The organism is Nitratireductor aquimarinus (genome assembly GCF_017255295.1).
GTDB classification, from domain to species: domain Bacteria; phylum Pseudomonadota; class Alphaproteobacteria; order Rhizobiales; family Rhizobiaceae; genus Nitratireductor; species Nitratireductor aquimarinus.
This window is the reverse complement of the sequence record NZ_JAFKDE010000005.1, coordinates 277,860-298,724: the sequence shown is the minus strand read 5'-3', so window position 1 is coordinate 298,724 and position 20,865 is coordinate 277,860. Positions and strand designations below refer to the sequence as shown.

Annotated in this window: 23 protein-coding genes; 16 read left to right on the top strand and 7 right to left on the bottom strand. The window is 61.2% G+C overall.

Annotation, left to right across the window (positions count from 1 at the left end):
- The first annotated feature begins 115 nt into the window (after positions 1 to 115).
- Positions 116 to 1,339, top strand: coding sequence for an argininosuccinate synthase (locus JYP46_RS10685; RefSeq protein WP_113153605.1), 1,224 nt, complete (start codon positions 116 to 118; stop codon positions 1,337 to 1,339).
- A 170-nt stretch (positions 1,340 to 1,509) separates the two neighbouring features.
- On the opposite strand, the gene JYP46_RS10680 is transcribed toward JYP46_RS10685, so the two are convergent.
- Positions 1,510 to 2,325 carry a lytic murein transglycosylase gene (locus tag JYP46_RS10680; protein ID WP_206548074.1) on the bottom strand — a complete coding sequence of 272 codons (816 nt, stop codon included), beginning with the start codon at positions 2,323 to 2,325 and terminating at the stop codon, positions 1,510 to 1,512.
- Between the two features lie 268 nt (positions 2,326 to 2,593).
- On the opposite strand from JYP46_RS10680, the gene JYP46_RS10675 reads away from it, so the two are divergent.
- From JYP46_RS10675 to JYP46_RS10665, 3 genes are all read left to right on the top strand, one after another.
- Positions 2,594 to 2,875, top strand: a complete 282-nt coding sequence (locus tag JYP46_RS10675) for a hypothetical protein (protein ID WP_206548073.1) — start codon at positions 2,594 to 2,596, stop codon at positions 2,873 to 2,875.
- A gap of 164 nt (positions 2,876 to 3,039) precedes the next feature.
- On the top strand, positions 3,040 to 3,414 hold the full coding sequence (locus tag JYP46_RS10670) for a hypothetical protein (protein WP_206545587.1): 375 nt from the start codon (positions 3,040 to 3,042) through the stop codon (positions 3,412 to 3,414).
- A gap of 203 nt (positions 3,415 to 3,617) precedes the next feature.
- Positions 3,618 to 3,959, top strand: coding sequence for a hypothetical protein (locus tag JYP46_RS10665; protein ID WP_206545588.1), 342 nt, complete (start codon positions 3,618 to 3,620; stop codon positions 3,957 to 3,959).
- An 81-nt stretch (positions 3,960 to 4,040) separates the two neighbouring features.
- Here the strand turns inward: JYP46_RS10665 and JYP46_RS10660 are convergent, their stop codons facing one another.
- A complete protein-coding gene (locus tag JYP46_RS10660; RefSeq protein WP_206548072.1) occupies positions 4,041 to 4,229 on the bottom strand; it encodes a hypothetical protein in 189 nt (62 codons plus the stop codon).
- Here JYP46_RS10660 and JYP46_RS10655 point away from each other — a divergent pair.
- The 6 genes from JYP46_RS10655 to rpsP all read left to right on the top strand — a co-directional run bounded on the left by JYP46_RS10655 (position 4,228) and on the right by rpsP (position 9,007).
- Positions 4,228 to 4,851 carry a DUF1236 domain-containing protein gene (locus tag JYP46_RS10655; protein ID WP_206548071.1) on the top strand — a complete coding sequence of 208 codons (624 nt, stop codon included), beginning with the start codon at positions 4,228 to 4,230 and terminating at the stop codon, positions 4,849 to 4,851. The genes JYP46_RS10660 and JYP46_RS10655 overlap by 2 nt on opposite strands.
- A gap of 197 nt (positions 4,852 to 5,048) precedes the next feature.
- A complete protein-coding gene (locus tag JYP46_RS10650) occupies positions 5,049 to 5,432 on the top strand; it encodes a hypothetical protein (protein WP_206548070.1) in 384 nt (127 codons plus the stop codon).
- A 722-nt stretch (positions 5,433 to 6,154) separates the two neighbouring features.
- Positions 6,155 to 7,729, top strand: coding sequence for a signal recognition particle protein (ffh, locus tag JYP46_RS10645; RefSeq protein ID WP_113153597.1), 1,575 nt, complete (start codon positions 6,155 to 6,157; stop codon positions 7,727 to 7,729).
- 9 nt (positions 7,730 to 7,738) lie between these two features.
- The gene (locus JYP46_RS10640) at positions 7,739 to 8,071 is read left to right on the top strand and encodes a chorismate mutase (RefSeq protein WP_206545591.1); all 333 of its coding nucleotides are present in this window, start codon (positions 7,739 to 7,741) and stop codon (positions 8,069 to 8,071) included.
- Positions 8,072 to 8,073: 2 nt separating this feature from the next.
- Complete coding sequence (locus JYP46_RS10635) at positions 8,074 to 8,577, top strand: GNAT family N-acetyltransferase (protein ID WP_206548069.1); 504 nt, start codon at positions 8,074 to 8,076, stop codon at positions 8,575 to 8,577.
- Positions 8,578 to 8,602: 25 nt separating this feature from the next.
- The gene (rpsP, locus tag JYP46_RS10630) at positions 8,603 to 9,007 is read left to right on the top strand and encodes a 30S ribosomal protein S16 (RefSeq protein ID WP_113153595.1); all 405 of its coding nucleotides are present in this window, start codon (positions 8,603 to 8,605) and stop codon (positions 9,005 to 9,007) included.
- A gap of 317 nt (positions 9,008 to 9,324) precedes the next feature.
- On the opposite strand, the gene JYP46_RS10625 is transcribed toward rpsP, so the two are convergent.
- The 4 genes from JYP46_RS10625 to leuD all read right to left on the bottom strand — a co-directional run bounded on the left by JYP46_RS10625 (position 9,325) and on the right by leuD (position 12,924).
- On the bottom strand, positions 9,325 to 10,359 hold the full coding sequence (locus tag JYP46_RS10625) for an aspartate-semialdehyde dehydrogenase (RefSeq protein ID WP_206545593.1): 1,035 nt from the start codon (positions 10,357 to 10,359) through the stop codon (positions 9,325 to 9,327).
- A 365-nt stretch (positions 10,360 to 10,724) separates the two neighbouring features.
- Entirely contained in the window at positions 10,725 to 11,834 is a 1,110-nt protein-coding gene (gene leuB, locus JYP46_RS10620; RefSeq protein WP_113153593.1) for a 3-isopropylmalate dehydrogenase, read from the bottom strand.
- A gap of 35 nt (positions 11,835 to 11,869) precedes the next feature.
- Positions 11,870 to 12,328: a RidA family protein gene (locus JYP46_RS10615; protein ID WP_206548068.1), complete on the bottom strand. Its 459-nt coding sequence runs from the start codon at positions 12,326 to 12,328 to the stop codon at positions 11,870 to 11,872.
- Entirely contained in the window at positions 12,319 to 12,924 is a 606-nt protein-coding gene (leuD, locus tag JYP46_RS10610; RefSeq protein ID WP_113153591.1) for a 3-isopropylmalate dehydratase small subunit, read from the bottom strand. Before leuD ends, JYP46_RS10615 begins: the two co-directional genes overlap by 10 nt.
- Positions 12,925 to 13,039: 115 nt before the next feature.
- Here leuD and JYP46_RS10605 point away from each other — a divergent pair, with 115 nt between their 5' ends.
- Positions 13,040 to 13,945, top strand: a complete 906-nt coding sequence (locus tag JYP46_RS10605) for an HpcH/HpaI aldolase/citrate lyase family protein (protein ID WP_206548067.1) — start codon at positions 13,040 to 13,042, stop codon at positions 13,943 to 13,945.
- Positions 13,942 to 14,148 (top strand): DUF1737 domain-containing protein, encoded by a 207-nt coding sequence (locus tag JYP46_RS10600; RefSeq protein WP_206545596.1) that lies wholly within the window; start codon positions 13,942 to 13,944, stop codon positions 14,146 to 14,148. The genes JYP46_RS10605 and JYP46_RS10600 overlap by 4 nt, the downstream gene beginning before the upstream one ends.
- A gap of 25 nt (positions 14,149 to 14,173) precedes the next feature.
- Here JYP46_RS10600 and JYP46_RS10595 read toward each other — a convergent pair whose 3' ends face one another.
- The gene (locus tag JYP46_RS10595) at positions 14,174 to 14,596 is read right to left on the bottom strand and encodes a metallopeptidase family protein (protein ID WP_113153588.1); all 423 of its coding nucleotides are present in this window, start codon (positions 14,594 to 14,596) and stop codon (positions 14,174 to 14,176) included.
- 176 nt (positions 14,597 to 14,772) lie between these two features.
- On the opposite strand from JYP46_RS10595, the gene ybgF reads away from it, so the two are divergent.
- From ybgF to glmM, 4 genes are all read left to right on the top strand, one after another.
- Positions 14,773 to 15,768: a tol-pal system protein YbgF gene (gene ybgF / locus JYP46_RS10590; RefSeq protein WP_206545597.1), complete on the top strand. Its 996-nt coding sequence runs from the start codon at positions 14,773 to 14,775 to the stop codon at positions 15,766 to 15,768.
- Positions 15,762 to 17,102 (top strand): tRNA lysidine(34) synthetase TilS, encoded by a 1,341-nt coding sequence (tilS, locus tag JYP46_RS10585; RefSeq protein WP_206548066.1) that lies wholly within the window; start codon positions 15,762 to 15,764, stop codon positions 17,100 to 17,102. Before ybgF ends, tilS begins: the two co-directional genes overlap by 7 nt.
- Before the next feature lie 111 nt (positions 17,103 to 17,213).
- Positions 17,214 to 19,154 (top strand): ATP-dependent zinc metalloprotease FtsH, encoded by a 1,941-nt coding sequence (ftsH, locus tag JYP46_RS10580; RefSeq protein WP_206545599.1) that lies wholly within the window; start codon positions 17,214 to 17,216, stop codon positions 19,152 to 19,154.
- A gap of 299 nt (positions 19,155 to 19,453) precedes the next feature.
- Positions 19,454 to 20,806, top strand: a complete 1,353-nt coding sequence (glmM, locus tag JYP46_RS10575; protein ID WP_206548065.1) for a phosphoglucosamine mutase — start codon at positions 19,454 to 19,456, stop codon at positions 20,804 to 20,806.
- The last annotated feature ends 59 nt before the right edge of the window (positions 20,807 to 20,865 follow it).

The window sequence follows — 20,865 nt, the reverse complement described above, 5'->3', positions numbered from 1 at the left end:
TTGCGGGGTCTGGCCTTGCCCGCGCCGTCATTCCTGATATTAGTCGCCTCGACCCTGGAGGCTCCGAAGTGCGGAGCCGGCCGGCCATGCCGAACTTCTCTTACCGGGAAAGACCATGACGAAACTCAAAGACGTTAAAAAGGTCGTGCTTGCCTATTCGGGCGGTCTCGACACCTCGATCATCCTCAAATGGCTCCAGACCGAACTGGGCGCCGAAGTGGTGACCTTCACCGCCGATCTCGGCCAGGGCGACGAGCTGGAGCCGGCGCGCAGAAAAGCCGAGATGATGGGGATCAAGGAGATCTACATCGAGGATCTCCGCGAGGAGTTCGTGCGCGACTTCGTGTTCCCGATGTTCCGCGCCAATGCGGTCTATGAAGGCATCTACCTGCTGGGCACCTCCATTGCCCGCCCGCTGATCTCCAAGCGGCTGGTCGAGATCGCTGCCGAGACCGGCGCTGACGCCGTTGCGCATGGCGCGACCGGCAAGGGCAACGATCAGGTGCGCTTCGAGCTTTCGGCCTATGCGCTGAACCCCGACATCAAGGTGATCGCGCCGTGGCGTGACTGGACCTACAAGTCCCGCACCGACCTGCTCGAGTTCGCCCAGGCGCACCAGATCCCGGTGCCGAAGGACAAGCAGGGCGAGGCTCCGTTCTCCGTTGACGCGAACCTTCTGCACTCCTCCTCCGAGGGCAAGGTGCTTGAAGATCCGTGGGTCGAGCCGCCGGAATATGTTCACCAGCGCAGCGTTTCGCCGATGGATGCGCCGGACGAGCCGACCGAGATCACCATCTCCTTCAAGGCGGGCGACGCGGTTGCCATCAATGGCGAGGCAATGTCGCCGGCAACGCTGCTGCAGGCGCTGAACGATCTGGGCCGCGACAACGGCATTGGCCGCATCGATCTGGTCGAGAACCGCTTCGTTGGCATGAAGTCGCGCGGCGTTTATGAAACGCCGGGCGGCACGATCCTGCTTGCCGCGCACCGCGCGATGGAGTCGCTGACGCTTGATCGTGGCGCTGCCCACCTCAAGGACGAGCTGATGCCGCGTTATGCAGAGCTCATCTACAACGGTCTCTGGTTCTCGCCGGAGCGCGAGATGCTGCAGGCGGCCATCGACAAGAGCCAGGAAGACGTGGAAGGCGAAGTGCGCCTGAAGCTCTACAAGGGCAATGTCATCGTGACCGGCCGCAAGTCCGACAAGTCGCTCTATTCCGATGCGCTGGTGACCTTCGAGGACGACCAGGGCGCATACGACCAGAAGGACGCTGCAGGCTTCATCAAGCTCAACGCACTGCGCCTGCGCACGCTGGCAGCCCGCAAGCGCGGCAGCTGATCAGCCGGGCGCAACGCCTGATAAAGAAAAAGCCGGCAGTGATGCCGGCTTTTTTGTGCGCTGAGCTGGGAGACTGATTTGGGCGCCTGCCGGCCCTTCGCTATGGCTTCGGGCGTTCGTCGCTCAAAAAGCCAATGATTTGGCTTTTTGTCCGCTACGCGGAACGCTTCTCACCCATCAATTTCCTTGGCCATGATGGCGATGGCCTGCTGGTAGACGCTTGCTGCGTTCCAGCCCTGAATGGCGCGGAAGTTCGGCTGTCCCGGCTGGTAGCCGGCGCCGCGCTGCCAGCCATGGGCACGCAGGAAGTTTGCGGTCGAGGCGAGGGCGTCGGCCTGCGAACGGATCATGTCGACGCGGCCGTTTCCGTCACCGTCCACACCGTATTTCAGCGCGTTGCCGGGAAGGAACTGTGTCTGGCCGATCTCGCCATGGGCAGCGCCTTTGGCATTGGGATCGAGCATGCCGCGATCCACCATTGTGAGCGCGCCATAGAGATGGCCGGTGAAGAACTCCGAACGGCGGCAGTCATAGGCGAGCGTGGCGACGGCGGAGACAATGTTCTGGTTGCCGAGGAAGCCGCCAAAGCCGGTTTCCATGCCCCAGATGGCGATCAGCGGGCCGGCGGGTACGCCGTAACGCTGTTCGATATTGGCGAAGAGACGCGCATATTTCTTCTTCATGCCCTTGCCGCGGGAAACGATGGCGTTCGAGCCGCGCTTCTGCATGAAGGATTTGAGGGTGAGCTTGAAGCTCTTCTGACCGCGGTCGGCGGCGATGGTCTTGCTGGCGTAACGCGTGTTTGCCAGTGCGTTCAGGCCGCGTTGTCCGATGCCCCGGGAGGCTGCTTCGCGGCTGAACTGAGCCTTCCAGTTCTCGAAGCCGCCGGCATTGTTTCCGCATTGAGCAGCGGAGGCATATCCCGCCGTGAGAAGTGAGGCACAAAACGAAGCGGCCAGCAGAGCCGCTCTTCCCGCGAAAGCCATATCGCTCTCCTTAAAATTAAAGATGGCTATATAAAGTGATGTTGCCAGCGATTACACAACGCCGCACCGGCCGCAACCGCCAGTTTCTATAGCATGGCGGTCATTACCGAACCCTTTCCGGCGGAATTACGGCAGATCTGCGCGATTGCACAAGTTTTCAATTCATTGTTTAGTTGGCTAATTAACCAGCAGGAGAGAACCGATGAATAGCAGGTTTGCAAATTCCGCAGTGATTGCATTTTCGCTCTTTGGTTTGTCCGCAAGTCTGATGACTGGGGCGCAGGCTGAAGGTGGAACCAAACTGGACCTTTTGAAGACCGGGGTGCTTCCGCTGCCTGTTGACACTGCCCAGGCGGAGCTGAGCCAGACGGTGCTGAAAGACGTGCCGGACCTCTTCAAGGAGCCGGCTTCCATGACGGAAGAGCTTGGCATGCAAGCCGTTACGGTGACATCCAGTCTCGAGAAGCAGTGGGGTCCCTGCCAGTATCTGCCGGGGCCTCTCGGATCATTCTGCACCCGGCTCTTCGCGCCACCCGGCGCGGTCTACTAAACCGGGTTTTGTGGCTCTGGACCTTGTTCAGCACTTGCAGGCCGTCATCGCGACGGCCTGCTTCATGTCTGCGCACATATCCGACGACGACATGGTTGCACTGCGTCGAAAGACGGAAGTGTCCGCGCCAGCGTCTGGGTGACTGGGATGGAGGAGGAAAGACAATGTTTCTGAAAGCTGCCGCCAGTATCGCGCTACTGCTTGTACTTCATGGCGGTTTCACCGTCACAATGCTTCCCCCGGATGACGGGAGGCGGATTGCATCCATGCAGCAACAGACAGGCCAGATGCCGTTGGGGTTGCCTTTCCATATGCCAAAGGGAGATCGGGAGCTGTTTGCTCGACAGCGTGCAGATGTTTCACTTGAAGAGGCCTATCGTCATTGTGAGTGGCTGATGCCTCAATTGTTCGGATGGTGCGAACGACGGATCGCCAAGATGAAGAAGCGGGCTGTCAAGTCCCTGATACGCAGATCAACCGGCGTACTGGATGTCCTGCGCCGGAGCACTGTCCGTCAGGCGATATACGCCGCTATATAAAGATGCATCCGCTCCCGGTAAAATAATATATGAAAAACAAAGTGATGCATGCTCTCGCATGATTTCGGGAGCGGCGAAATCGGTTCATTTCAGCGCATTAGGCGCGCGCATTGAACCTTCCTGGTCCGCCCTGTCCAATAACGACGTTGCCTTCACCATATAAGTAACATTTAGTTGGCTAATTGTTATGAAGGAGAAGATCAATGATACGGATAGCTCCCTTCCTGGGCGTCTTCGCAGTTGCATTCATCTGGATGTCCGCAGGTTCCGGCGTCGCGCAGACCAAGGCGCGAAAGCATCACGACGAGGAGGCGCATCCCCTGATAAAGGAAATGGCTCCGCAGAAAATAGCGGACGTCACCAAAGAGATGGACGGGAAGTCCCTCTCTCCCGGTGGCGTTGACCTCATCGTTCAGTCACGCTCGCTTACAGAAGGCCTCGAGTTCGAGCGCAAGGAGCCCCTGGATGACACGTTCATGTGTCAGTGGCTTTTGGGAACCTTCAACAAGAGATGTCGCAGATCGAGTGTGATGCCGTTCTTCTGAGGCGCGGCTGTCTTGGCGCTCGTCACAAATGACAACGCACTCAGGCCACTGCACTGGTGGCCTGCTTCATTAAACGGGCAATCATGAACGTTCGCCAGATAAAGTGATGAACGCTGCAGAGGTCATCTGCCCGGGAAGATAAGTAAAGTATTTCAGCAGGTTGCATGCACGCTCATTGATTTCGCTGTCCAAGTGCCAGCGCAAATTGCGGAACTTCTCATCGTCATTGCCGTTTGCAGCCCCAGTCGAAACGGATTGGAGACAAGCCATGACGAAACTGCTTCTCAAGAGTGCAACCGCAGCGGCAGCGCTGTTCGCCGTTGTGGGCATCGCCAACGCGGAGATGATTGCAAGGGCGACAGCGGATCTGAACATCAGGTCCGGGCCCGGCCCGCATTATCCGGTTGTTGGCGTGATCGGCGTCAATGAGGACGCTTCTATCAATGGATGCAGGGAAGGCAGCAAATGGTGCGCCGTTTCCCATGCCGGCATCAATGGCTGGGCGTATTCGGACTATCTGACCGCGCCCTTCGGTGGCGGCGATGACTATGTGGTCGTAACGGAACGTCCGGCCGATGCGCTGCCGCCCGTATCCTACGAGGTCACCTCAAGCGTCGAGGCGGAAGTTGTGCGCGGCGAACTGATCGGTCGCAAGACGGCACTCGGAACGATCGAGCCGATCTCTGCGCCTCCGGTGGAGGTCAGAACCTATGTGGAGACCAACACCGTCGAGCCGGTCTATCTGGACGGTGAGGTGGTGGTCGGCGCGGCTCTGCCGGAAACCGTCGAGGTGCGGGAAATCCCCGACTATGACTACCGGTATGTCTATGTAAATGAGCAACCGGTTCTGGTGGAGCCCGAAACACGTCGTATCGTCTACGTGCTCCGCTAAGAGAGCCTCACAATCGTAGAAGCGTCAGACGCGGCGACAGTTCAAGGCCGGTCTGGACCCGTTCCAGGATGATCATGAGGAGCCGCGATGGACAGTGTCCGTCGCGGCTTTTTTTGCGTCATGTTGAAAACAGATGCGCTTGAGGATAGATAATCCATATTATATAATTAGTCGACTAATAATAAGGGGAATTTCAAATGTTTACGTATGACCCAAAATCAAATGTGGGCACGATGTTTGCCCTGACGGCGCTTGCCTATGCGGTATTTGCATTTGACGGGGCTGCGGCCGCCGAGCAGCAGGGAGATGCGGGGCCTGCCATCATTGAGCCTGTAGGCGAAGAGGTTGTGCCTCGGAAACACGAAAGCGTGGCGAGCTTTTGCGAAGGCGTTCATTCGGCGCGCATATCGCCATGTATCGAGCCTGAGCGCGGCAGCGCTGCCGGAGTGCGCAGGACGGTATCCAAGGCTGTTGTGTGGACGTTGGCGCGGGTTTCGCGGTCTTTCTGCCGGCATCATGCAAGCCGGCTAATGGATATGTGCGTGGCTGGCTCTGATCAGCACATCACGGCGATGCGCTAGCGTACGGCGCCAGAGGGCGGGAACCGGAGGCCTCAAGTGAGAACAGAGCAGACAGGTTTTGCAGTGACGGCGGCTGTCTGGCTGCTGGTCACGGGCGGCATTATCGTTGGTGTTGTATCCCCGGTTTGGGCAGGTCGGCACTTCCATGGTGGTGTGCGGCTTGCAGCCAGCGAGAGCAGCTACATGGTGCCGACAGCGTGCCAGGATCAGGGTACAGATTGTCCGCCGGGTACAGCCACCCAAACCAATGCTGAAGACTTCAGCCTTCGCACGGCATCGACATGGGGTCTCATGTGGGTGGTCGCGCGTGTTTATCCCAGCGTGTGCCAGGATGTCCCCACCCGTATGCTGGGTGTGTGCAGCAAGGATGTGCGCGAGGCGGAGATGGACCGGCGTGGCCTGTCCGCCGCTCAGAGGCGGCGGCTGTGACCGGCTTTCCGTCGCCCGCATGAAATTGCGGGCGGCGCTGCGTTCCTGACACGCGCACTTCTTGACTCTTGGCGCGTTTTCCTGTCTACAGGCCCGGAATTTCCGCGACGAGTGACAACTCCGAGCAGCCGACCAGGGCGCCTTTCAGCGGAAAGTGACGATCCTGGAGGTCAACACCCGGCAGCGCGATGCGCCCCCGGGTGCTTTTCGGCTTTGCTTGGCATTTGAAGCCCGGGCGCGGATGCATTACCTCTCGCAGCACAAGCAATCGATGCGAGAAATGAGGAACGCGGATGTTTGAATCGCTTCAGGAACGCCTTGGTTCCATCCTGAACGGCCTGACCGGTCGCGGTGCGCTGTCGGAGGCGGATGTCGCTGCCGCGCTGCGCGAGGTCCGTCGTGCGCTGATCGAGGCCGATGTGGCGCTCGACGTGGTGCGTTCCTTCACTGACCGTGTGCGCGAAAAGGCTGTCGGCGCCGAAGTCCTCAAATCGATCAAGCCCGGCCAGATGGTCGTCAAGATTGTCCATGACGAGCTCATCGAGATGCTCGGCACGGAAGGCGAGACGATTGATCTCAACGCGCCGGCGCCCGTTGTCATCATGATGGTCGGTCTGCAGGGCTCTGGTAAGACCACCACGACCGGCAAGATCGCCAAGCGCCTGACCGAGAAGCAGGGCAAGAAGGTGCTGATGGCGTCGCTGGATACGCGCCGCCCCGCCGCCCAGGAACAGCTCAAGCAGATCGGCGAGCAGACCGGTGTTGCAACGCTGCCGATCATTGCCGGCCAGACGCCGGTCGAGATCGCCAAGCGCGCCACGCAGGCGGCCCGCCTCGGCGGCCACGATGTGGTGATCCTCGATACGGCAGGCCGTACGCATATCGACGAGCCGCTGATGGTCGAGATGTCGGACATCAAGAGCGCGTCGAACCCGCACGAGATCCTGCTCGTGGCCGACTCGCTCACCGGTCAGGACGCCGTCAATCTCGCCAACAACTTCAACGACCGCGTCGGCATTACCGGCCTCGTTCTGACCCGTATGGACGGTGACGGGCGTGGCGGTGCGGCGCTCTCCATGCGCGCTGTCACCGGCAAGCCGATCAAGCTGATCGGCGTTGGCGAAAAGATGGACGCGCTCGAGGAGTTCTATCCCAAGCGCATCGCCGACCGCATTCTGGGCATGGGCGATATCGTTTCGCTGGTCGAGAAGGCTGCCGAAACCATCGATGCGGAAAAAGCCGCGGCGATGGCCAAGAAGATGCAGGCCGGCAAGTTCGACCTGAACGACCTCGCCGATCAGCTGCGCCAGATGCAGAACATGGGTGGCATGGGCGGCATCATGGGCATGATGCCGGGCATGGGCAAGATGAAGGACCAGATGGCTGCCGCCGGCCTCGACGACAAGATGTTCGGTCGCCAGATCGCCATCATCCAGTCGATGACGCCGAAGGAGCGCGCCAATCCGGAGCTGCTCAAGCACAGCCGCAAGAAGCGCATCGCGGCGGGCTCCGGTACGGACTCGGCGCAGATCAACAAGCTCCTGAAGATGCACCGCCAGATGGGCGACATGATGAAGGCCATGGGCGGCAAGGGCCGCAAAGGCGGCATGATGCGCGGCCTCATGGGCGGCATGGCGCAGAAGATGGGCCTTGGCGGGATGCCAGGTGGCCTTGGAGGCGGCATGCCGGATCTTTCCAAGATGGACCCGAAGCAGCTCGAGGCACTGCAGAAGCAGGCCGAGGCCGCAGGGCTCGGCGGTGCTGGCGGTCTTCCCAAGGGTGGTTTGCCCAAGGGCCTTCCGGGAATGCCGGGTGGTGGTTTGCCGGGTCTGCCCGGCGGGCTGCCCGGTCTGCCGAAGAAAAAGTAGGGGGACGGGATGAGCGGCAATACGGATGCAGCGATGGCGAAGCTTCTTGAGCTTCGTGCTTCCATCGACAACATTGATGCGGCGCTGGTGCACATGCTGGCGGAGCGTTTCCGCTGCACGAAGGCCGTTGGGCATCTCAAGGCCGTTCACGATCTGCCGCCGGCTGATCCTGCGCGCGAGGAGCGCCAGATTGCGCGCCTGCGCCGTCTTGCCGACGATGCAAATCTTGACCCGGATTTCGCCGAGAAGTTCCTGAACTTCATCATTCACGAGGTGATCCGTCACCACGAGGCCATTGCCGAAGAGCACGGCAATGGCGCGGCCAGGAACGGGGACGCCTGAAGATGACGCCGGTTCTCGAAAGCGAGCGCCTCATCCTGCGCGGCTGGCAGCGGGAAGACTTTCCCGCTTATGCAGCCTTTTGCGCGGATGCGAAGCGCACGCTGCATACCGGCGGACCGAAGGACGCCTTCCAGGCATGGACCGCTTTCTCGTCCATGGTCGGCGCATGGGCGCTCAATGGCTACGGCATGTTCGCCGTGCAGCCGAAAGACGCCGATGCTGTTGCTGGTTTCGTTGGTCTCTGGCATCCGCCGGCGATTGATGAGCCGGAGCTTGCCTGGAGCCTCTATGAGGGCTTCGAGGGCAAGGGTTATGCGGTGGAGGCAGCACGCCGCGTACAGGTCTGGGCAGCCGAAGACCTGAAATTGCCGCCGCTTATGAGCTTCGTCCATCCGGACAATCTGGCCTCACAGGCCGTTGCAAGGAGACTGGGTGCCGAACCCATGTCTCCGACTGAACTGCGCGGTAAACCGCGCCTGAGATTCCGGCACGCCCTGCCGGCTTGAACGCCATTATCGAAAGGAACATCCCATGGCACTGAAAATTCGTCTGGCCCGTGCGGGCTCCAAGAAGCGCCCTTACTACCACGTCGTCATCGCCGACGTGCGCAGCCCGCGCGACGGCCGCTTCATCGAGAAGGTCGGCTCCTGGAACCCGATGCTGGCCAAGGACGGCGAGCGCGTCGTTCTGAACGAAGAGCGCATCAAGTACTGGATCGAGAACGGCGCACTGCCGACCGACCGTGTTCTGCGCTTCCTCGACCAGGCCGGCATTGCAAAGCGCGACGAGCGCAGCAACCCGAAGAAGGGTCTGCCGGGCAAGAAGGCGCAGGAGCGCATCGACGCTGCCAAGCAGGCTGAGGAAGAGGCAAAGGCTGCCGCAGCTGAAGCAGCTGCTGCTGCCGAGGCTCCGGCTGAAGAGGCTGCAAGCGAGTAAGCTTTGCATCCTCTGGGCTCTGTTGGCCCGGGAATTGACAATGGCGGGTCGAGAGGCCCGCCATTTTTGTTTGGGATGTGGTGTGACGCTATCCGTGATGGCGCTCGCCCCTTACCCTTACCCTTACCCTCTCCCCGCTCGCGGGGAGAGGGAGGCATCCACGTTGCGGCCATCTTCCTTCTCCCCGTGTGCGGGGAGAAGGTGCCGGCAGGCGGATGAGGGGCGAGCGCCAGCCTGACGAACAACCACGGCGCAAAAGAAAAAGCGGACCCAAAGGCCCGCTTTTCTCGTTCTTCCATCAAAGAACCCGCCTGAGATCAGGCAGCTTCCTTCTTCGGCTGGATCAGGCCGCGCGCCACGAGAAGCTCGGCGATCTGAACCGTGTTGAGGGCAGCGCCCTTGCGCAGATTGTCGGCGACGACCCACAGAGCCAGACCATTGTCGACCGTCGGGTCTTCACGCAGGCGGCTGATATAGGTGGCGTCTTCGCCGGCGCTCTCGTAAGGCGTCACGTAGCCGCCGTCCTCGCGCTTGTCGATGACCTGGCAGCCCGGCGCTTCGCGCAGGATCTCGCGCGCCTCGTCGGCCGTGATCGGCTTCTCGAACTCCAGGTTCACGGCTTCCGCATGACCGATGAACACGGGCACGCGCACGCAGGTGGCCGTGAGCTTGATCTTCGGGTCGAGCATCTTCTTGGTCTCGGCGACCATCTTCCACTCTTCCTTGGTAAAGCCGTCTTCCATGAAGACGTCGATATGGGGAATGCAGTTGAAGGCGATGCGCTTGGTGAACTTGTTGGTCGAGATCGGATCGGCGACGAAAACGGCGCGCGTCTGCTCGAACAGCTCGTCCATGCCTTCCTTGCCCGCGCCGGAAACCGACTGGTAGGTGGAGACGACCACGCGCTTGATCGTCGCTGCCTCATGGAGAGGCTTCAGCGCGACCACGAGCTGCGCCGTGGAGCAGTTCGGATTGGCGATGATGTTCTTCTTGGTGAAACCCTCGATCGCTTCGGGGTTCACTTCAGGAACGATCAGCGGCACGTCCTGGTCGTAGCGCCAGGCCGACGAATTGTCGATCACGACGCAGCCCTGCTTTCCGATCTTCGGAGAATACTCCTTGGAGATCGAACCGCCGGCCGACATCAGGCAGATATCGGTGTCGGAAAAGTCGTAGGACTCGAGTGCCTTAACCTTCAGCGTCTTGTCGCCGTAGGAAACCTCGGTGCCGACCGAACGGCGTGAAGCAAGCGGGACAATCTCGTCTGCCGGGAAGCCGCGCTCTTCGAGGATATTGAGCATTTCGCGGCCGACATTCCCCGTGGCGCCGGCGACAGCTATCTTGAAACCCATGTGGTTTTTAACTCCTGTCTCTCTCCGCTTGGCTTTGATTTGAAGGCCTGCAGCCAGCAGGCACCTTCTCCCCGGCTAGGCCCGGGGAGAGAACGAGCAGCCGAGGTGTCAGACCGTTTTGGTCGTCGTTTTGGCTGTCGTTTTGGTAAAGCAGAGACCGACGCTGCCGTTCCCGGCTGCGTTCAAAAAACTTTGTGCAAATGGCGCTTCGTGATGCGCGCGCATGGCAAAGGGGTCTCCGTTTCCGGGCGTTGTTTTACGCTGAATCGGTCGCAAGTCAACGCAATAGCGTAAATGAACGGGCCTGAGCGGCCCGTTCGGCATTTGTGGCCCGGCCTTCATGGGGCCGTGACGGGCACAGACGATCAGGCGAGCGCCTTGTACTTGGCGACAATGGCGTCGCCCATGGCGGTGGTGCCGACTTCGGTCATGCCTTCAGACATGAGGTCACGGGTGCGCAGGCCGTCTTCCAGAACCGCAGCGATGGCCTTCTCCAGACGGTCCGCCTCTTCAACCATGTTGAAGGAGTAGCGCAGGCACATGGCGAAGGAAGCGATCATGGCGATCGGGTTTGCGATGCCCTGGCCGGCGATGTCCGGTGCGGAACCGTGCACGGGCTCGTAAAGCGCCTTGCGCGAGCCGGTCTTCTCGTCCGGCGCGCCAAGCGAAGCCGAAGGCAGCATGCCAAGCGAACCGGTGAGCATGGCGGCAACGTCAGACAGCATGTCGCCGAACAGATTGTCGGTGACGATGACGTCGAACTGCTTGGGCCAGCGCACGAGCTGCATGCCGCCGGCGTCGGCCAGCATGTGCGTCAGCTCGACGTCGGAATACTTCGCCTTGTGCGTGTTGGCGACGACCTCTTTCCAGAGCACGCCCGACTTCATGACGTTGTGCTTTTCCATGGAGCAGACCTTGTTGCTCCGGGTGCGCGCCAGCTCGAAAGCGACGCCGGAAATGCGCTCGATCTCGTAGGTGTCGTAAACCTGGGTGTCGATGCCGCGCTTCTGGCCATTGCCCAGATCGATGATCTCCTTGGGCTCGCCGAAATAAACGCCGCCGGTCAGCTCGCGCAGGATGAGGATGTCGAGGCCCTCGACGACTTCCGGCTTGAGGGAGGACGTGGCGGCCAGCGCCGGGTAGCAGATGGCCGGACGCAGATTGGCGAACAGCTCCATCTCCTTGCGCAGGCGCAGGAGGCCGGCTTCCGGACGAACCTCGTAGGGAACGCCGTCCCACTTGGGACCGCCGACCGCGCCGAACAGAACGGCGTCCGCCGCCATGGCCTTGTCCATGTCGGCATCGGAGATCGACTGGCCGCACGCGTCATAGGCGCAGCCGCCCACGAGGCCTTCCTCGGTCTCGAAACCGGCATTGAAGTCGGCGTTCATCATGTCGATGAGCTTTTTGACCTCGGCCATTGCCTCTGGGCCGATGCCGTCGCCGGGGAGAAGAAGGAGTTTGCGCGTTGCCATGGAATGCCTCTCGAACTGGTAATTCGAGGGACTTGCTAATCCGCTCTGCCGGATTGCGCAAGGCTGCTGCCGTACGAAGCGGTACGGTTGCGCTTGAGGGCGGTCACCTCGATCTCGATTTTCATCTCCGGTTCGTTCAGCTCGCAGACAATCATCGTCGCTGCGGGTCGAATATCGCCGAAGGCTTCTCCGAGGATCGGAAAGACACGGGACACATAAGAGCGGCTGGTCACGTAATAATGCGCGCGCACCACATCGGCGAGCTCGAAGCCGCCCTCGGTCAGCGCTGCGCGAATGGTGGAAAGGCAGTTGCGTGTCTGCTCTTCCACACTGTCGGGCATGGCCATGCTTGCATAGTCATAGCCCGTGGTGCCGGAAACGAAGCACCAGTCTCCGTCAACGACCGCGCGGCTGTAGCCTGCGGTTTTTTCGAAGGGAGACCCCGTGGAGATGAGGCGGCGCTGGCCGCCTCTATCATCCCGGCTTACGCCCACGGATGGCTTTCCGTGTACTTGTTCTCGAAGGTCTCGATGGCCGGAGCCTTCTCCATGGTGAGGCCGATGTCGTCGAGGCCGTTCAGCAGGCAGTGCCGCTTGAAGGCGTCGATCTCGAACTTCACCACGCCGCCGTCGGGGCCGTGGATTTCCTGCGTTTCCAGGTCGACCGTCAGCGTTGCGTTGGAGCCGCGCTGGGCGTCGTCCATCAGCATGTCCAGCTCTTCCTGGCTCACCTTGATGGGCAGGATGCCGTTCTTGAAGCAGTTGCTGTAGAAGATGTCGGCGAAGCTGGTGGAAATCACGCAGCGAATGCCGAAATCGAGCAGCGCCCACGGGGCATGCTCACGGCTCGAGCCGCAGCCGAAATTGTCGCCGGCAACGAGAATGCTGGCATTCCGGTAGGCAGGCTTGTTGAGCACGAAGTCCGGGTTCTCGGAACCATCTTCGTTGAAGCGCATTTCGGCGAAAAGTCCGGCGCCGAGACCGGTGCGCTTGATCGTCTTCAGATAATCCTTGGGGATGATCATGTCGGTGTCGACATTGACGATCGGCATGGGCGCGGCGACGCCCGTCAGCTTGGTGAACTTGTCCATAAATCCTGGTCCGTTGTCTGAGCGGCCATTTTATCTGCCGCACCTCCATACACAAGCCGGCTCCGCAAAGCAAAGCTCTCTTGCTTCGGATGCGGTACTGGGCCATGAAACGGGCATGCAGCACCATCCCGCACGCCTTCGCCGTTCCGTTCTCTACGCGCCCGCCAGCAATGAAAAGGCGCTGCTTAAAAGCACGTCTCTGGCCTGCGACGTGGTGATCTACGATCTTGAAGACGCGGTGGGGCCGGAGGAAAAACTGGCGGCGCGCGAGCGGCTGCGGGACTTCCTGAACGGTGGTGACCGGCCGCGCTGCGAGATCGTCGTGCGCATCAATGCGCTTTCGAGCATCTGGGGCACGGAAGACTTTCTGGCAGCCCGCGCCATGCGGCCCGACGCCATTCTTCTGCCCAAGGTCGACCGGCCACGCGACATTCTCGATGTGGACGCGATGCTGGACGAGACCGATGCGCCGCGCAGCCTGAAGCTCTGGGCGATGATCGAGACGCCGCGCGGCGTTCTCAATCTCGGGCCCATCGCAGAGCTCGGGCGCGATCCGGCGGCGCGTCTCTCCTGCCTTGTTGCCGGCACGAACGACCTGGCCAAGGAAACCGGCATCGAGCTGACCGCTGACCGGCGCTACCTGTCGCCCTTCCTGTTCCAGCTTGTCATGGCCGCGCGGGCCGGTGGCCTGTCTGTGCTTGATGGCGTCTCCAATGATTTCCGCGATCTGGAGGCGTTCGAGGCAAGCTGCCTTGAGGCGCGCTCCATGGGGGTCGATGGCAAGACGCTCATCCATCCCGCGCAGATCGGGCCGGCCAATGCGGTTTTCGCGCCCTCTTCCGAGGCGATCACCGAAGCCGAGGCCATTGTCACGGCCTTTGCTGATCCGAAGAACGCCGGGCGCGGCGTGATTTCGCTCAATGGACGCATGGTGGAGCGCCTGCATCTGGAAATGGCGCAGACATTGCTGGCGCGCGCCGATGCGATCAGAGAGAAAGACAACAGGGAGACGGCCCCATGAGGCTCTATCGTTTTTTGACCGGTCCGGACGATTCCAGCTTCTGCCACAAGGTGACGGCGGCGCTCAACAAGGGGTGGGTCCTGCAGGGCTCGCCCACCTATGCCTATGACGCGGAGACCAAAACGATGCGCTGCGGTCAGGCGGTCTGCAAGGAAATCGACGGGCTTGAATACACCCCGGACATGAAGCTCGGGGACTATTGATCCGCGTGATCTGCGGCTGGGGTGGTCAGGCCACGGATTCTTCGATGCGCGCCATATCGTCGTCGGAAAGACCGAAATGGTGGCCCACTTCGTGGATGAGGACGTGGTTGATGATGTCGCCCAGCGTCTCTTCGTTCTCGGCCCAGTAATCAAGGATCGCGCGTCGATAAAGCGTGATGCGGTTGGGGCCTTCCCCCGTGGCCGGGTTCCAGCGTTCGGCAATGCCGCGCCCCTCAAACAGGCCAAGCAGATCGAACGGCGTTTCCAGCGCCAGATCGTCCATGATCTCTTCCGTCGGAAACTCAGCGACCTGAATGATGATCTCACCGGTCAGCTTGCGGAACTCTTCCGGGAAGTTCGCATAGGATTCTAGCGCCAGAAGCTCCATTTCCTGGAGCGACGGCGAAAGCTGGCTTTCCCATGCGCGTGTTTGATAAATGCGTGCCATTCCTTGTCCTTTGAGGCGCCATATAGCGGTTTCTGCGTCCGCTTACGAGGGCGAAAAGCGCCATGCTGTCGAGCAACGGATGGCTGAAATCAAAATTTGGCCGAAGTCTCACGCCCTGATAAAGAGCAAATGGGGCAGTGAACAGCCCCGTTATCTATTGCGAAAGCGAGATTGGAATGTTTTTGCGAACGGTTGTGGGCGGCGTTCTTGCGCTGCCATTTCTCATGGCGGGGTCGGCGTTTGCTTTCGGTCCCGCGACAATGCCCGAAATGGGCTCGGCTGAACGGAACTCCGGGCATGTCATTCTTGCCCAGGCTGGCGATCCGCGCGTTGGCGCTCTGGAAGAGCAGCTTCGGCAGCTCAATGGGCGCGTGGAAGAGCTGAACTTCCAGATTCTGCAGATGCAGGATCAAATGCGCCGCATGCAGCAGGACAATGAGTTCCGCTTCCAGGAGCTGGAAAAGAACGGTGGCTCGGGTGCTGCGCCGGCTGGCGGAATGCCCGATCAGAGAACCGAGCAGGCCCCCCTGCCCGGTGGCGCCGCTGACGGTACACAGAGCGCGTCGCGGGACGCGCCAACCGTCGGCGCGCCGCCACGGTCGCTCGGCAGCGTGCGGTTCGACCAGAATGGCAACATCATCGGTGGCGAGGTCGGCGAGCCTGTTGATCTGACCCAGGCGGGCGAAATCGGCCAGCTTGGCCCCATTGGCCAGAACGGCGCCGGTCAAAACGGTGTCGGTCAAAACGGTCTGGGCCAAAACGATCAGGTGGCGGCGCTGCCTTCGGCCGACAATCCCGACGAGCTTTACAGAAACTCCTACGAATTCATCCTGTCGGGCGACTACAAGACGGCGGAAGCCGGTTTCCGTCAGCACATCGAGCGCTTCCCGGGCGATGCGCGCACCTCCGACGCTCATTTCTGGCTTGGTGAATCTCTGCTCGGTCAGGATCGCTACCGCGATGCCGCAGAGATCTTTCTGCGCGCCAGCCGCGACTACCCCAGTGCGGACAAGGCCCCCGACATGCTCTTGAAGCTCGGTATCTCGCTGGCAGCGATGAACCAGCGCGATGTGGCCTGTGTTACCTACAATGAAATCGGCCAGAAATACCCCGACATTTCCAGCGCGCTGCGTGAGCGTGTCAAACAGGAAAAGGCCCTTGCGGGTTGCTGAACCCGGTGGTTCTTCCTGATCCCGGAGCGCTTTTCGGCGATTACGCATTTGCCAAACAGAGCAGCGTGATTGCGGCAGTTTCCGGCGGTGGCGATTCTCTCGCCCTTCTCTTTCTTCTCAAGGATTTTCTCGACACGCAGGCTGATGCGCCGGCTTTGACAGCCGTGACGGTCGATCATGCCCTGCGGCCGGAATCGGCAGATGAGGCGCGCTTTGTCGCTGCCCAGTGCCGGAGCCACGGCATTGCGCACAAAACAATGGTCTGGCGCGGCGAAAAGCCGGCGACGGGCGTTTCGGCTTCTGCCCGCACGGCGCGGCTCGATCTTTTGGCGCAGGCCGCCCATGATGCGGGCGCTGGCCTGATTTTCACCGGTCACACCCAGGACGATCAGGCCGAGACCGTTTCGATGCGCGCCGACCGTGGCGCGGGGCGCGGCGGCGCCGGCATTGCGCCCGCCACGCTTCACGATGGTTCAGTCTGGTTTGCCCGCCCCCTTCTGGGGCTTCACCGTGCGGCGCTGCGCGACTATCTCGTTTCGCGCGACCTGCGCTGGATCGACGATCCGACCAATGACAATACGGCTTATGAGCGTGTGCGTGTGCGCAAGGCGCTTGATGCGGAAACCGCCCGAAAACTGGTTCACGAGGCGGCGGATGCGGCGGCCGAGCGCATGGCGCTGGGCGCGCGGGCGGCACGTCTGATCGATGCGCATTGGCGCTGCGTTGCGCCGGGGCTTTATCGCGCCGAAACCGGGTTTCTGGACGCGGATGATGAACCGGCGCTGCTCTACGCGCTGCGCGTTCTGGCGGCGATGGCCGGTGGCGCTGCGCAATTGCCGGCAATCGAGCCCTCCGCACGCGTCCTGCTGCGGTTGCGTGACGGTTTTTGCGCCACATTGTCGCGGGCGGTCTTAGACCTTCGTTCAAGTGGTCTTTATCTGCATCGCGAGCGGCGCAATCTGCCGGCCATGGACCGTGCGGCCCAGCCGCTCCTGTGGGATGGGCGCTACCGTCTTGGCGCGGATGCCGGGGTGATGATCGCGCCGTTTGGCGTTCTGGCGCGCGACTGCCTGCCGGAAACGGCGTCTGTGACCCCTCAGGACGTTCTATTTGCTGCGCAATTTGCCGAACCGGCGTTCTGGGAGGGGGAAACCTGCCTGGGCCCCGCGCGAAACCGCATGAAGGATGGCGGTTTGCGGGTTCCCGCCCCATGGGCGCATCTTCTTCCCTCCTTCGATATGGTGCTGGCGCAGGCGCTGATCCGGCTGACCGGTGCCAAAACTGTTATCGCGTCGCCATCAGCGGACCACATTCAGCGAAGAGGCTTAACCTAAAGGCGAGCTGATGCCGTGGCTTGGCTTGGCAAGAAAGCACTGGCTCCCTATGTTATTTCAGACCACGAAAAACGGACGATCGCCGGCAACCGGCGAGTTTGCGGGACTTATATGAATCCGAATTACAGAAACTTTGCGCTCTGGGCGATCATCGCCGTCTTGCTGATTGCGCTCTTCAACCTGTTCCAGGCGCCGCAGCAGCGCGGCGCGACGCGCGACATCGCGTATTCGCAGTTTCTTGAGGAGCTTTCTTCGGGCAGCGTCGAGTCGGTGACGATCACCGGCGAGCGGATTACCGGCACCTATACCGGCAATGGCACGACCTTCCAGACCTATTCCCCCGGCGATCCGTCGCTGGTGCAGCGTCTGGAGGATCGCGGTGTCACGATCAACGCCCGGCCTGAAACCGACAGCTCCAACTCCTTCCTTGGCTACCTGATCTCTTGGCTGCCGATGATCCTGATTCTCGGCGTGTGGATTTTCTTCATGCGCCAGATGCAGTCGGGCTCCGGTCGCGCCATGGGATTTGGCAAGTCCAAGGCCAAGCTGCTTACCGAGGCGCATGGCCGCGTGACCTTCCAGGACGTGGCGGGTGTCGACGAAGCCAAGGAGGATCTCGAGGAGATCGTTGAATTCCTGCGCGATCCGCAGAAATTCCAGCGGCTGGGCGGCAAGATCCCGCGCGGCGTGCTGCTCGTTGGCCCTCCCGGAACCGGTAAGACGCTTCTGGCCCGCTCCGTGGCCGGTGAAGCGAATGTGCCCTTCTTCACGATTTCCGGTTCTGACTTCGTTGAAATGTTCGTTGGTGTCGGCGCTTCCCGCGTGCGCGACATGTTCGAGCAGGCCAAGAAGAACGCGCCCTGCATCATCTTCATCGACGAAATCGATGCGGTTGGCCGTCATCGCGGCGCCGGTCTCGGCGGCGGCAATGACGAGCGCGAGCAGACGCTGAACCAGCTTCTGGTCGAGATGGACGGCTTCGAGGCCAATGAAGGCATCATCCTGATCGCCGCGACCAACCGTCCGGACGTTCTCGACCCCGCGCTTCTGCGTCCCGGCCGTTTCGACCGTCAGGTCGTGGTGCCGAACCCGGATGTGGCTGGCCGCGAGAAGATCCTGAAAGTGCATGTGCGCAACGTGCCGATGGCGCCGAATGTCGACCTCAAGGTCGTCGCGCGTGGCACGCCGGGCTTCTCCGGTGCGGACCTCGCCAACCTCGTCAACGAGGCTGCCCTCATGGCGGCGCGCCGCAACAAGCGTCTCGTCACCATGCAGGAATTCGAGGACGCGAAGGACAAGGTCATGATGGGCGCCGAGCGCCGCTCGCACGCCATGACCCAGGAAGAGAAGGAACTGACCGCCTATCACGAGGCCGGCCACGCCATGGTCGCGCTCCACGTGCCGAAGGCAGATCCGCTCCACAAGGCGACCATCATTCCGCGCGGCCGTGCACTGGGCATGGTCATGCAGCTTCCCGAGGGCGACCGCTACTCGATGAGCTACAAGTGGATGGTGTCGCGCCTCGCCATCATGATGGGCGGCCGCGTTGCCGAAGAACTGAAGTTCGGCAAGGAGAACATCACCTCCGGCGCGTCTTCCGACATTGAGCAGGCCACCAAGCTTGCCCGCGCCATGGTGACCCAGTGGGGCTTCTCGGACGAGCTTGGCCAGGTGGCTTACGGAGAGAACCAGGAAGAGGTCTTCCTCGGCCATTCCGTTGCACGCCAGCAGAACATGTCGCAGGAAACGCAGCAGAAGATCGATAGCGAAGTTCGCCGTCTGATCGATGAGGCCTATGCGACGGCGCGTGAGATCCTGACCACGAAGAACGATGGCTGGATCGCCATTGCCGAAGGCCTGCTCGAATATGAGACCCTGTCGGGTGATGAGATCAAGGCGCTGCTGCGTGGTGAGAAACCCTCGCGCGATGCCGGTGACGACACGCCCCCTTCCCGCGGCTCCGCCGTGCCGAAAACCGGTACGCGCTCCCAGGGCCAGAAGAAGGATGGCGACGAACCGGAAGGCGGTATGGAACCTCAGCCGCAGGGCTAGGTAGATCTCAAAACGCCAATTGCCGTAACAAATGAAAACGCCGTGAACTCAGTTTCACGGCGTTTTTGGTTTCTTGATAATGTTACCAAAATCGCGCAAAAGGCGAAATCACGAGTATTTATGTGCCTTTTAACGTGTTGTTAATCATAATTCGCAAGCAGACGTTTATTGGCAAAGCGTTACACTGGCTCACAGAATTTGATGCGAACGAGTGTTGCTCCTGTGGCAAAAAGTGAGTGAGGGACGCCGCTTTGACACGCAAACCAGACAAAGTGCGCCGTAGGGGCAGTAAGGAAAAAATGGCAAAGAAGTATTTTGGCACGGACGGTATCCGTGGGCGCGCCAATCGTTTTCCGATGACCGGCGAGATTGCCATGAAGGTGGGCATGGCGGCTGGCCTGGCATTCAAGAATGGCAGCCACCGTCATCGCGTCGTTCTTGGCAAGGATACGCGGCTTTCCGGCTACATGATCGAGAACGCGCTGGTTTCCGGTTTCTGCGCGGCGGGAATGGATGTTTTCCTGCTCGGCCCGATACCGACGCCGGCTGTCGCCATGCTCGTGCGCTCGCTGCGCGCCGATATCGGCGTGATGATCTCCGCGTCGCACAATCCCTATTACGATAACGGCATCAAGCTGTTCGGCCCGGACGGCTACAAGCTCTCCGACAAGATCGAGGGCCGCATCGAGGCCATGCTCGACAAGGAAGTCGAGCTGGCGCTGGCCGATAATGGCGCGCTGGGCCGCGCGACGCGCGTCGATGGCGTGCATGACCGCTATATCGAGTTCGCCAAACGGACGCTGCCGCGCTCCATGTCGCTTTCGGGTCTGCGCATTGTTCTCGACTGCGCCAATGGCGCTGCCTACAAGGTGGCGCCCGCAGTTCTCTGGGAGCTTGGCGCAGAGGTTATCGCGATCAATGACGAGCCGAATGGCGTCAACATCAACGATGATTGCGGTTCCACCCATCCGCTGGGGCTCGCCAAAAAGGTGCACGAAGTGCGCGCCGATATCGGCATCGCGCTTGATGGTGACGCCGACCGCGTTGTGATCGTCGATGAGAACGGCACGGTGATCGATGGCGACCAGATCATGGCGTTGATCGCGCAGTTCTGGCACAAGGCCGGCAAGCTCCAGGGCGGCGGCGTTGTTGCGACGATCATGTCCAATCTCGGTCTCGAGCGCTTCATGCACGACCTGAAGCTCGACCTTTACCGCGTGAAGGTGGGCGACCGTTATGTGGTCGAGCGCATGCGCGCCGACGGTCTGAACATCGGCGGCGAGCAGTCGGGCCATGTGGTCCTGTCCGACTTCACGACCACGGGTGACGGGCTGGTGGCCGCCCTGCAGGTTCTGGCCTGCATCAAGCGCGAGGATCGCCCGGCCAGTGAAGTGTGCAAACAGTTCGAGCCGGTGCCGCAGCTGCTCAAGAATGTGCGCATCAGCGGCGGCAAGCCGCTGGAGGCTGCGCCGGTCAAATCGGCTATCGCCGACGCAGAGGCCCGCCTGGGTGACAAGGGCCGTCTCGTGATCCGTCCCTCCGGCACCGAACCGCTGATCCGCGTGATGGCCGAGGCCGATGATCCCGCACTCGTGGAAAGCGTGGTCGATGACGTGATTGGCGCGATCGCGGATTCAAAGAGCGCCGCCTGAGCCAGGCCCTGACGGGCACTGTCGAAAAAGCATTCTGAAAAGCCGGCATTCGTGCCGGC